The sequence below is a fragment of the Marinobacter sp. CH_CUG1437-1 genome (assembly GCF_037029655.1).
Taxonomy (GTDB): Bacteria; Pseudomonadota; Gammaproteobacteria; order Pseudomonadales; family Oleiphilaceae; genus Marinobacter; species Marinobacter salsuginis.
In genome coordinates, this window is record NZ_JAYMEW010000004.1 from 217,651 (window position 1) to 229,963 (window position 12,313).

10 protein-coding genes are annotated in these 12,313 nt (G+C 57.6%); 2 read left to right on the top strand and 8 right to left on the bottom strand.

Annotation, left to right across the window (positions count from 1 at the left end; translation table 11 throughout):
• Window positions 1-4: 4 nt before the first annotated feature.
• The 3 genes from cysW to cysP are packed head-to-tail and all read right to left on the bottom strand — an operon-like array spanning window position 5 to window position 2,764.
• Window positions 5-835, bottom strand: coding sequence for a sulfate ABC transporter permease subunit CysW (cysW, locus tag WA411_RS13055; RefSeq protein ID WP_136629729.1), 831 nt, complete (start codon window positions 833-835; stop codon window positions 5-7).
• Window positions 836-838: 3 nt separating this feature from the next.
• Window positions 839-1,711 carry a sulfate/thiosulfate ABC transporter permease CysT gene (cysT, locus tag WA411_RS13060; protein ID WP_291907786.1) on the bottom strand — a complete coding sequence of 291 codons (873 nt, stop codon included), beginning with the start codon at window positions 1,709-1,711 and terminating at the stop codon, window positions 839-841.
• Between the two features lie 18 nt (window positions 1,712-1,729).
• Entirely contained in the window at window positions 1,730-2,764 is a 1,035-nt protein-coding gene (cysP, locus tag WA411_RS13065) for a thiosulfate ABC transporter substrate-binding protein CysP (protein ID WP_153634701.1), read from the bottom strand.
• A 257-nt stretch (window positions 2,765-3,021) separates the two neighbouring features.
• Between cysP and WA411_RS13070 the strand changes: the two genes are divergently transcribed.
• Both WA411_RS13070 and WA411_RS13075 read left to right on the top strand, forming a co-directional pair.
• The gene (locus WA411_RS13070; RefSeq protein WP_291907789.1) at window positions 3,022-4,506 is read left to right on the top strand and encodes a hypothetical protein; all 1,485 of its coding nucleotides are present in this window, start codon (window positions 3,022-3,024) and stop codon (window positions 4,504-4,506) included.
• The gene (locus WA411_RS13075; RefSeq protein WP_291907791.1) at window positions 4,503-5,543 is read left to right on the top strand and encodes a succinylglutamate desuccinylase; all 1,041 of its coding nucleotides are present in this window, start codon (window positions 4,503-4,505) and stop codon (window positions 5,541-5,543) included. Before WA411_RS13070 ends, WA411_RS13075 begins: the two co-directional genes overlap by 4 nt.
• A 38-nt stretch (window positions 5,544-5,581) precedes the next feature.
• On the opposite strand, the gene WA411_RS13080 is transcribed toward WA411_RS13075, so the two are convergent.
• From WA411_RS13080 to WA411_RS13100, 5 genes are all read right to left on the bottom strand, one after another.
• Window positions 5,582-5,824, bottom strand: a complete 243-nt coding sequence (locus WA411_RS13080; protein WP_141697236.1) for a hypothetical protein — start codon at window positions 5,822-5,824, stop codon at window positions 5,582-5,584.
• 419 nt (window positions 5,825-6,243) lie between these two features.
• Window positions 6,244-7,473: a hypothetical protein gene (locus tag WA411_RS13085; RefSeq protein WP_291907794.1), complete on the bottom strand. Its 1,230-nt coding sequence runs from the start codon at window positions 7,471-7,473 to the stop codon at window positions 6,244-6,246.
• The gene (locus tag WA411_RS13090; RefSeq protein WP_291907796.1) at window positions 7,470-7,784 is read right to left on the bottom strand and encodes a hypothetical protein; all 315 of its coding nucleotides are present in this window, start codon (window positions 7,782-7,784) and stop codon (window positions 7,470-7,472) included. Before WA411_RS13090 ends, WA411_RS13085 begins: the two co-directional genes overlap by 4 nt.
• Complete coding sequence (locus WA411_RS13095) at window positions 7,785-8,501, bottom strand: sulfite exporter TauE/SafE family protein (protein WP_291907798.1); 717 nt, start codon at window positions 8,499-8,501, stop codon at window positions 7,785-7,787.
• Between the two features lie 14 nt (window positions 8,502-8,515).
• Window positions 8,516-11,314 (bottom strand): hypothetical protein, encoded by a 2,799-nt coding sequence (locus tag WA411_RS13100; protein WP_291907800.1) that lies wholly within the window; start codon window positions 11,312-11,314, stop codon window positions 8,516-8,518.
• Window positions 11,315-12,313 lie beyond the last annotated feature (999 nt).

Genomic DNA, 12,313 nt, shown 5'->3' on the forward strand with positions numbered 1-12,313 from the left:
ACCCTTAGTTACGACTCTGACGCCATTCAACAATGGCCTTCACGACAAGAGTGATCAGCGCGATACCTGCAAGCAGTGACGAAGCTGCAAACGCGCCCACCGTGTTGTAATCCTGGTAAAGCAGCTCTACCTGCAACGGCAGCGTATTGGTTTCGCCCCGGATGTTGCCGGAAACCACCGATACTGCGCCAAACTCGCCCACGGCCCGGGCATTGGTGAGGATAACGCCGTAAAGAAGCGCCCAGCGGATATTCGGCAGGGTCACCCGCCGGAAGAGCTGCCAGCCAGAGGCACCAAGTACCACACCGGCCTCTTCCTCTTCCCGGCCCTGCTGCTGCATCAGTGGAATCAGTTCCCTTGCCACAAACGGGCAGGTTACGAAGACCGTAACCATCACGATGCCTGGCCAGGAGAACATCAGTTGAATGTCGTATTCACCAAGCCACTGGCCTACCCAGCCATTGCTGCCATAAAGCAGAAGGAAAAGTAGACCGGCAACTACTGGAGAAACAGCGAATGGAATATCAATCAGTGTGGTCAGCAGCTTGCGCCCGGGGAACCGGAAACGGGTCACCAGCCACGCAAGGAAAACGCCGAATACCATGTTCAGCGGCACGGTGAGCAGCGCAACCACGAGCGTCAGACCGATGGCGTGAAGCGTGTACTCGTTGAGAATATTGCTGACGTAACCGGCCCAGCCCTCGGCAAACGCCTGCACAAAAATCAGCACCAGGGGCATGAACAGCAACAGAACGGTCAAAGCAACAGCCAAACCGATCAGCGTGCGACGAACCAGCGGGCTATCGCCCACGCGACGATGTTTACGCGCAGCCATACCCTAACCTCCGTGCAGGCGCTTGAGGTAGCGCCCTTGCCAGACGTTGATCGCCAGAAGCAACAACAGCGATACCGTCATCACGACCGCGGCAATGGCACTGGCCGCCGGAAAATCGTACTCCTCCAGGCGAACAAAGATCATCAGACTGATCACTTCACTGATGTAGGGCGAGTTGCCGGCAATGAAGATGACCGCACCGTATTCCCCCAGGCTTCGGGCAAACGAAAGCGCACCGCCGGTTACAACAGCCGGCCAGAGTGTGGGAAACAGGATCTTCCGAAAGACCGTCATGTCCGAAGCACCCAGGCTCATCGCCGCCTCTTCATCTTCCGGTGCCATTTCCTCAAGTACCGGCTGAACCGTGCGCACCACGAACGGCACGCTGGTAAACGCCATGGCCACCACAATACCCAGCGGTGTGAATGCCACTTCGATACCCAGATCGGCGAGATACTGGCCGTACCAGCCGTTTTCGGCAAACAGGGTTGCCAGCGTGATGCCGGCGACGGCAGTTGGCAGAGCAAATGGCAGATCCATGATCGCATCCAGCAGCCGCTTGCCTGGAAACTCGTAACGAACCAGCACCCAGGCCATCAGCAGGCCGAACACGCAGTTAAACAGGGAGGCCGCCAGCGCCGCCAGGACGGTCACCTTGTAGGACGCAACCACCCGGGGATCGGTGATGACAAACCAGAACTGCTCCCACCCCATGCCGGCGGCACGGATAAACAGGCCGCTGATGGGCAGAAGCAGCGCCAGGCTGATAAAGAAAAGCGAAATGCCGAGGCTCAGTCCGAACCCCGGCAAAACGCGTTTGGTGGCGGGAGCGCTCAGCCGCTTTGACGGGCGCTCCGAAACGTCAGTGGTGGCCATGGATCAGGTGCGCATCCCTTAGCGGCGACGCTGCAACTGGTCCAGCTTGCCGCCACTGGCAAAGTGGGTCTCCATGGCGTTTTCCCAACTGCCTGCGATGTCCTGAATCGGCATCAGCTTCAGTTCCGGGAACTTGTCCGCCACTTCCGCTTTCACGGTTTCGTTATGCACCCGGTAGTTGAAGCCGGCCAGCAGGCGCTGGGCTTCTTCAGAATAAAGATGCTTCAAATAAGCTTGGGCCAGTTCCTCTGTGCCCTTTTTCTCAATGTTCTTGTCGATCCAGGTCACCGGGAACTCGGCCAGGAAACTCACTTTCGGAACCACAACCTGGAAGTTCTTATCCGGGTTCAGTTCCGGGATGTTGTTTACTTCGGACTCAAAGGTCAGCAGCACATCACCCAGGCCGCGCTCAACAAACGTGGTGGTGGCCCCACGGCCGCCGGAGTCGAAGACCTTTACCTGACCCAGCAGATCGCTCAGGAACGCGTCAATCTTCTCCTGGTCGTCACCGAACTTGTCTTGGGCGAAGCCCAGCGCCGCCAGGTAGGTGTAGCGGCCGTTACCGGAGGTTTTCGGGTTCGGCATGATCAGCTCGACGTCTTCCCGGATCAGATCATCCCAGTTCTGGATGTTCTTGGGGTTACCCTCACGCACCAGGAACGCCATGGTGGAATAGTAAGGAGAGCTGTTGTTCGGCAGGCGTGATGCCCAATCCTCGGGAATCAGGTTGCCGCGCTCGGCGAGAATGTTCACGTCAGTGACCTGGTTGTAGGTCACCACATCGGCACCGAGGCCCTGAAGAATGGCGCGGGCCTGCTTGGAGGAGCCAGCATGTGACTGCTGGATATCGACAGTCTCGCCTGTTTTTTCTTTCCAGTAGTCCTGGAACAGAACGTTGTATTCGGCAAACAGCTCGCGGGCAATATCGTAGGAGGAGTTCAGAAGCTCACGCTCCTGGGCAGAAGCCGGCCCCGTCAGCGAGAACGCCAACGCCAGCGCACTGAACCACAGGCCCTTACGGGCTTTGGAACCAGAAAAAATTGAATTCGGCATAGTAGGCAGAGCTCCCAGTTAACTCGGAATCTTGATATACGCCAGAGGAATAAAGATGGCGCTATGTTAGAACGCAAAGATAAGGTCGGAGTTCTAAAACAACAATGCCTTAACTAGATGATTTATTGCTGCCGTAAAAACTTAAAGTTATAAGAGGCATCTGTTACAGACAGGCGTCAAATTTGATCGCGCCGGACTGGTACCCGGCGCATCTTCCACTACTATCAAGGTAAGTCAGCGCTGGAGAAGACGTTGCCGTGGGACTGTCGATCAAGACAACGGAATTTGCGCCGGAAGAGTTTGAACGTTTTGCCGCCAAGGTCCGCACAGACCTGAAAGCGCTCACTCGTCTTTTGAACCGGCCCGGCTTTGGTGAGGGTGAGAGTTCCATTGGCGCCGAGGTAGAGTTCTACATCGTAAACTCTGACCTGCGCGTGCAACCCATCAACACCGACATTGCCGCCAGAGTCCAGGACCCCCAGCTTACGGTTGAGCTCAACCGCTTCAACCTCGAATACAACCTCAGCCCCCAGGCCTTCAAGGGATCACCGTTTGCCAGAACGGAGCAGGAGCTGCTCACTGCGATTCGGAGGATCGATGAGCACGCCGCGCCATTGGATGGAGAGTTGGTACCGATCGGCATTTTGCCGACACTTCGCCAGTCCGACATGGGTGCGCAGGTGATGACGGACGAACCTCGTTATCACGCGCTATCCAAAGCGTTGCTCGAACAACGGGGCGAGCCGTTCAGCATCCATATTGGCGGTAACGATGTGATTAACCTGGAGGCCGACGATGTCTACATGGAAGGCGCCAACACCTCTTTCCAGTTGCACTGGCGCGTGCCAGCCCATCGTTTTGCGGATTATTTCAATGCCGTACAACTCGTCACGCCGGTGGTTCTCGCTCTGGCGAGCAACTCACCCAGTCTGTTTGGCCACCACCTGTGGGACGAAACCCGGATTGCCCTGTTCAAACAATCCATCGACAGCCGATCACCCAACCATAAAACCTGGCGCCATCCGCCAAGGGTCTACTATGGAACCGGCTGGATTCGTAGCGCCTGGGAGTTGTTTGCTGCCTCGGCATCGCTCTACCCACCCATCATTCCCCTGATGTCGGAGGAAGATCCGATGGCGATGATTGATCGTGGCGAAGTGCCAAAACTGGCCGAACTGCGACTGCACCAGGGAACCACCTGGCCCTGGAACCGGGCCATCTACGACCATACCGAAGGCGGCCATCTGCGCATTGAGATTCGCTCCATGCCTGCAGGCCCGACCGCCGCTGATATGTGTGCGAACGGCCTGTTCATAATAGGGGCAGCGCTGGCAGTGCTGGATGACATCGGCCATCTGACGTCGATACTCCCCTTCCATTACACCGAACACAATTTTTACCGCGCCGCAAAATATGGCGTCGGCGCAGAAATCATCTGGCCTCACAAGGATCAGGTGCAGTTGCAGGATACGCCCCTGTTAACCGTTGCCCGGGAGCTTCTGCCCCGGGCCTGTGAAGCCCTTGCGCAGACAGCCGTGGACGAATCGGAAATACGCCGCCTGCTGGGAATCATCGAAGGCCGCATTGAAACAGCCATGTCGGGCGCCCGGTGGCAGCGCCACATCACCGAGTCCCTGTTCAAGACTGTAAGCCCCGATGACGCCTTCCGAACTATGCTGTCTCTTTACATGGCCAACCAGAAGAAAAATACGCCGATCCATGAATGGACATTGTCACCGTGAGCAACTCGAACGTACTCGATTATCTGCATGATCCCTCACCCCGCACGCTGGGCCGCTCCCCTCTTGAATGGCTGGAGCAGCTGCAGAAACCCACGGTTGTCCGTGTTGCTGGTCGCGATCGCTCCCGCACCCGGGCCATGGCGACGCTGCTTCACGGTAATGAGCCTTCGGGCCTGTTTGCGCTTCACCGTTGGCTGCTTGAGCAGCACACCCCTGAGGTCAACATGCTGTTTCTCCTGGGCGGCGTCCACCCTGCGAAAATCCCGCCCACCCTCTCACTGCGACAGCTTCCTGCGGGACGTGACCTCAACCGCTGTTTCAAAGAACCGTTCGCGGGAGAAGAAGGCGCGATTGCAAAGGCCATGCTGTCAGAACTTCATGACGCGAACCCGGAATGCTTGCTGGACGTACACAACACCTCAGGCACAGGGCCGGCCTTCGCGGTGACCATCACCAATGATGCGGCCCACCAGGCGTTGACCTCTCTGTTCACAGACCGCCTCATAATGACAGATCTTCGCCTCGGCGCCCTGATGGAATACTCCGAGCAGGAAGTCCCAACGGTAACCATCGAATGTGGTGGGTCCCAAGATGATCAGGCCCATCAATTGGCGTACGAGGGCCTCGTGCGGTATGCCTCAAGGCCAGACGTGTTATCACTTGAAAAGGCGGAGTGGGACGTGGAGGTACTAAGAAATCCGATTCGGGTGGAGCTGATTCCGGAAGCAACCATAGAATATCTTACTGAACCCTCCGGCCGGGCTGACCTCACTTTGCCACCAGACATCGAACACCGAAATTTCGGGATCGTATCGCCAAATGAGCCGCTGGGATGGATTGGAAAAAAAGGCCTCAGTGTACTCAACGCCATCGGCCATAACCGGACAGAGAACATGGAGCAGGTTTTTCAGGTCAGAGAGGGGAAAATCTTCCCCGCGCAGGCCATCAAAGCCTTTATGATTACCACCAACCCGGTGATTGCAAAGAGCGATTGCCTCTTCTACGCGGTCAAGGCGACTGGTGAGCCCATTTTCTGACAAGAAACAAAAGGCAAGCGCCCCTTTCGTCCCCCCAATCAGGGGTTGGACACTACTTCAACGCTGTCGGCGTGGCATGCGAGTTTAGCCCTGTCGAAGCTGCGTGTCGGGTTGGTGACGTATCGAACCCCCGACACCCTCACAGTCGCGCCTTTGGAGATACCTCGCATCTGGAGTGCCTTGCCATTGATCTGAGCTGAGGAGCGGCAATGACGTTTCCAGTCATCGCGTCCTTTGGCGTCAACCAAAGCCCCACGGAAAATGCCGACTACATCTGGCATTGGCGCATACTCGGGCTCCCAGACCGGCTCGGGGGTGGGTTTGGTCGACTCAAAACTCGCATAGGATGCCCGACATGCTTCAATGTCGGATTCTGGAACCGTCTTGCCGTGCCTGAGCTCCCTCGACGGGCGCAGGCATGCTTGAGTACATTCTACACTCCTTGCTGACCGACACTCCCCGGCCATCTTCGCCAACTGCTGGTAAAGATTCTGCTCAGCCGAGGCGGCGCTTGTAAGAAACGCGAGCAAAACGGCGAAAATGGAAAATATGCGAACGACAGCTGAGTTCATCGGGCATCCTCTCTTAGTGGTTGTTAACCATCATGGGGCCGTATCTCCGCCTCAGACGGTCAAGGGTTATAAGTAGCCGTTCGTCCAACAGTTCCTCCCACAAAATAACATTCAGGCAGCCAATGGTTTTATGTCTTGAATGTCAGAACTTGCGGAACAATATTTGCCCTTCCCCCACCTCCCTGAAGAGTAAAGGCGGACGCCATCCAATAGGTTTTACGGCGTGGGTCTGGCTGGATATCGAGGTAGTCTCCCCATGCTCGAGCGTGGGGCTGGTGGCTAGAGGCATCCCCCAGAGCCATCTGCCAGTTTGGCAAAGCATTTGAATCGCTGTCATCCAGCCACCCAACCCCCAGCGTTGGATGGCGGCCCCCGGCACCGCACACCGCTACTATGCCCACATCGCCCCGTTGGTTCGGGCAAACGGACGGATAAGCCCAGGCCCGGTCCGAATTCCACAGAACGGGCTCATCAATCAGCTCATTCGAACTCTTCCGGATTCTCACCACGCGTACGAAGGGAAAAGGGTGCTGAACATCCGCCGAGGCCACCCAGACGAAACCAAGAATACCGCCTGACTCCCACGCTCCGAGAACGCGATCATCCATGCGATTCATCCATTGACTTGTCGCATCATCAGGTTTTGCGTAGGGGCCGTCGCGCCAATGCCTCACAGCGACGGAAACTTGCGAGACATCCTCTTCGTCGTCAGGCCATCGGAACACTTCGATAGATGGCTGAAAGTAGCTCAAGCTGGCAAAGATCGCCGTACTTCCCATGCCCCGACAAAAACGGAGAGATCCGAATTCTTCGGTTGACCAGGCTTCCCGGGAGATCGCTTCACGCGCCTTCAATTGATCCAGGGACAGTCGTAACACCACCGCTCTTTGCCAGCGGTCCGTGGTTGTGCTGAACACGTTGAACGACAGTAAGAGGTGGTTATCTGATTCGGCCAGATCGGGGTAATCCAGCCAGGTCCCCGACCACTGTTCGTCGATGTCCGTCGGAGTTGTATCCCACCAGGTCCATGTACCAGGCGCGCCGGATGAACTGACAGCGACACGAATCAGGTTTCCTTGGGTGGTCTTGGAAAACTGCAGAAGCCAGATCCAGAGCCGTCTGGAAGAGCAGTAGTGAATGAGCTGATCGCAACAGAATCCAGCACCTGCGGGAGGCAATTCCGTATAGGGGTCTACAAACACCCAGTTGTCGCCACCATCGGTGGATCGGGAACAGAACCAGTTTCCCGTGACGATAATGCGTTTACCGGAGCATGCCAGAGCGGGTTCCAGGATTGTAGCTGCCTGTCCCCCGGTGTCGCCGCTGTTCAACCGCTTGGTATCGACGATAGCTGTCATGGCTTCTTGCCTTTCCGGCCTTTTGAACCCTCATCGATGACGGCCTCAGGCGGTGCCGATGTTTGCTCACCCGGTCCTCCCTCGGCTTCCGGCTCCGGCTGGCTTTCCGATGACGGACGAGAGATTTTTCCGGGCCCCGGCGCCTTTCGACGCGGCGAAATGTTTTGATCTTTCTGATCGAAATCAGGTTTTTCAGCCGGTTGTCCGGAGGCCACCTTGTCGGCTGCGTCTCGTGCAGGTTGCTTTTCAGGTGCCTGGTCAGTCAAAGAATGGTGTTTTCCCACTCCCTTCTTCTCTTTTGGGTCCGCCATTTATGTCACCAGTCGCAAGATATAGCCGCCCATTACGGTCCAGAACAGAACGCTATACCAGCGTTCTCCCAGTTTCCTGTTGATGGTTCTTCCCAGCAAGGTACAACCCGCCATTACCGGTACCAGAATACCTGCCAGAACCAGATGCTCGGTTTGCAGCAAGCCGGACTGACTGAACACCACGGCCTTGGTCGTGTCGCCGACCAGGGACACCAGAGAGGCGGCGCCCACAAAGTAAAAACGCTCAAGCTGCAGGCTGCGAAGTGCAACGCCCTTGAGCGGCCCCGAAGTACCTGAAATACCTGAGGTAGCGCCAGAACAGAACGCTAGCCCAACCCCCCAGGCTTTTTTCGCGCGATGATAGGGCGAAAACTCCCACACGAGGGTGACAACAATCACCAGCGCAACGGCATACCGAATCCATAGCTCTGGCAGTTTAAGCATCAGAGTCGCGCCCAGTGCGGTGCCTAGCATCACTGCAATGATGACGGTGCCGGAGGCCCTCAAGGGCAGGGTTTTCCGGTAAACCGCCACCTTCGCAACGTTGTTGCAGGCCAACAACAAAGCAGCCACGGCGATCCCCTCTTTGGTACCGATGGCCATCATCATGGCGGGCACCAGAATCAGGGAACCGCCGAGGCCCGCTGCAGCGGAGACAATAAACGACGCCGGGATGGCCAGCGCCAGAAGGATCAGAGATATCGCATCAAGTTCCATCGGTGCGTCCTTGCTTAAGGGAAAAGTTGATTGCCGGGTCGAGGCCAGACGCTGACAACCCGGGCCGCAGCATGGGGCCAGTTGCGCACCAGATTCTCCACGGAGGTAACCGGACCAGTTGGTACTGCCGAAAAGACATCGTTTGTTGAGCCGACAACAGCCAGGAGCAGTATCCGATGACCGGTCGAAACGCCGGAAAAGTCCACGTTGATCGACACGGCTCGTGGCATTCGAGCAGCCAGGTCAACCGACAAACGGTTCAGTGGTGTGCCGTCAGCCGCCAGCGCCACGTTCCATCCCGGAGGTGTTGGCTGCGGCGCTCCGCCGGTCAGGCTGCGGACAAAGGGCACGACGTTTGTGCAATCCGTTCCCAGCAACGTGTTTTGAGCGGCTCCGGAACGCCATAACAGCACCACAAACGCTCCGTTTGCAGCCACTGGCCGGGTGTCTCGATGGTGCAGCAAGACATCAACGGTGCTTCGCTCGCGGTATACCTGCCAGACTGAGTTCCTGACTCGCCGGGGTACCACTGTTTCCATCAGGTCAATCTCCGAACCGGGTAACGCCGGTACGGCTGCGTTTTGCCAGGGCGCCCTGTAAACACCCGGCGAGCCGTTCTCGTCAAGTGCGTTGGCCATCACGTCAGCCCACAAGGCAGCATCTATTCGTCTTGCGCCCGGGTTTGCAATACCTCTCAAGCGGCGGTGGCGCTCAACAAGATCACCCATTTGGTCACTCCACTCACCATTTGGGATAACGCTGGGGTAAATCCACCGGAAGGCGGTCTGGAACGTCCAGAGTTGGTAGCGCAGATTGCCGTTCCAGATGTTGGTTCCCCGGAACGATGGCGCTGTCCCTACCGGTGCCTCTGGCCGTACAACGATATCCGGGCTCGCGAAAAAGGGCTCCGCCGTGGCCCCGGGACGACGACGTGGATTTTGCATGGGGGTCGGGAACATGCGGCGGTCATCCCTCGGGTGCACCCGCACATAGGTTCGGGCGGGCTCAGCTGCAGCGAGATTGACCTCCCAAACGCCTCGGGACTGCAAGGTGGCCCTCATCAACCTCGGCGACGTGCCCGCGCCGGACGGATCTTGCCAGATGTGAAGGTCCTGGACGACCGCTTCCGGCAGACCGTTCACGAACAGCTGCCATGGGCCATGGGCATTGCCCGCGATTTTGGTTGAAGTCCATACCCCAATGCACGTGCCGACATACACTGTACTGGGGTTGGCCGGGTCAACCGTGACCGAGTACGCCGGGTCGATCGGGCTGGTCGCCCGGGGGGGCAAGGCTGGCAAGACCTGGCCCAGACCGGTCAGCCGACAACCTCCGGCTGCATTATCATAGTAAAAACAGGCGTCTGCAGCGGCGACTGGCGCGATGGCCGCTACCGCTGCAGAGGTTGGCGATGCCGGAACGGCCGGAGTCCAGTTGGTGGTTTGGCCAGTCGTGGTGAGATAAAAATCGTTGGTTCCCGGAACTGGCGCAATATCCGTAAAAAAAGTCGCCTGCGGGACGACCAATGGCGCCGCCGGCGCGGCAACCCCCGGCCCGATCAACGCCGTTGATGTCCAGCGACCCGGATTTCCCGGGTCTTCGCTGTAGCGAATAACACCCGCATTGAACAACGCCAGGAGAGTCCGCTCGTCCACCCATTTAACAGTCACTACCGGACCAAAGCCTGCCGGGGGCACACCGAAGGCCATGTTGGCAGCGGTGCTCGGCCTGCGGTTGCCAGGCCGGCCATCGCGCCACTGAACGAAAGTGCCAACGGCGGTAATGGGTAACACCCGCCATGTGTTCGGGTTGCTGGTGCCGAGATTATCGGTCACCCACACTCGATTGGTTCCCAACGCCACTCTCGCTCGGTTACCAGAGGCTCGCCGCACGGTGTCGATTCCCGAGTAAAAGTTACTGGTGTTATTCGCTTGTTCGGGGTCATTATCAATCAGGTTGCAGGGAGCTGCGTATCGACCGGACGGGTCACAATCCCAGCTCGCCTCCGCATACTGTCCCATCACGTAGTGGGACTGGACAGGATGAAAGGTCACACCTCCACCGTCACCCTGCATGTTGTTTTTCATTTCCCAAACCGTACTACCCACTCGTACCTGGCGACCATTGTCTTGACACCCAAGTATGGCGAAATGACTCGATGTGGGATGGCTGGCGCTGAAGATGGATTCGATAGAGGCAAGGCCCACGTTGCGGCTGCTGAACGTATTGGTTTGCCCATCGCGTAGGGAGACGAAAACTCCGCCATCGCAGCCCACCCAGATTTGCCGGGACCCGTCAGCATTAGTGGCTTTTTTTAGTGCGTGAACGTCCGGATGGACCGAATCACCGATGAGTCCCGCCCGAGTTGCCCCGGCATTCGTTCCAGCGGGCTGGTCAGAAACCCCCGGCGAGGGCACCAGGTTGTTGCCGTTTACGTCGAAAGCCCAGATTGACGCGTTCCAATTGTTCAGCTCAACCGTTGAACCGCCAATATAGACGCGATCCGTTCGGACCGGGGGTGGTACCAGCGCTGTATTCCGAGTGGTCACAACCATGGCCTGATCATAATCGCGTTGGCCATCCCAGAGATTGGCGGCTGACGGCACATTATTGAGTGGATTGGCTACGGGGGCAGCATCAGCGGGGTTAGCAATTTGCCAGACATGTGGAATCTTAAGCGAAGGGTTGGCGCTTGGGTTGGTGTCGACATCTCCCAGCACATAAACCCTGTCGGCGTCATCATTGGCTGCAATACTCAATCTACCGAGAAGCGTGCTGCCTGCTGGCACTGTTGGTGCTGGCTGAAAATTCATCCCGACCCAATTCTGAGTCGTGCCATTGTCGTCAGAAAATGCGACTCCGGTGTGTCGGTAGCAAATAAAAAGCCGATTATTGACGTAGCAAAGATCTGTTGGATCACAAGCGGATAAAACAGCTCCAAAAGCCGGTGGAGACGCCGGTGCTGCAGGAAAATTTAGTGCCGTCCACGTAAACTGGAGAGAACCCGAAACGATAGATCGGGTGCCTCTCAAAAGACCCGCTGATGTGGCTGCCAAAACGATGTCACCGTCCGCCCCAGCGGGAGACCCTGGAACTCGAACCATCCTTACGATTGACACACCTTCCAGAACACCAATGCCCGCTGAGGACTCCCAGGGATCGAACCTCAACCCACCTGCAGCAGGGCCTGTGGCGGAAAGAACACCAACTCCGTGTATGGAGTCAGCGCCATCAACACCCTGCGTGGCACCAATCTCACCGGTACCCACCATCACAAAATCGTCAGCGACGGTCGCGCCAAAATTCACCAACAGACAACCACAGGCGAAAGCACTGGTGTTACCCCCAGCACGTCGCGGCTCGTTGGCCCACCCACCGACGGGCTCCCAAGTAGCGCCGCCATCGCCGGTATACCAAACACCGCCCTTGGCAGAACCAGCGTAGGCCCTCTGGCCATCCGGGCTGACAGCGAGATCCCGAACGCGCCCAGACACGCGAGGTCGGCCGTCGGCTTGGCCCCGGCGAACCACCGAGGGTCCAATCGGTACCCAGCGATTGGTATTATTAGCGGGAAACACCATAGGAGCGGGGCCGGGGCCGGCAGCAGCCCGAGCAGAAGGCAGGTCCAGCGGTTCACCGAATGCTCCAATACCCTCGCTCTCCATAAAGACTTTCATCGCGTCCGACAGCGCCTGTTTATCTGGTGCACCGGATATTGACGTTAAAAAACTGTCCCTTGCGGCCGCATTCTTTTGCTTCTCAGCTTTTCGTTTACGGCGCCTCTCACGTGCTCGCTCCTGAGCTGATATCGA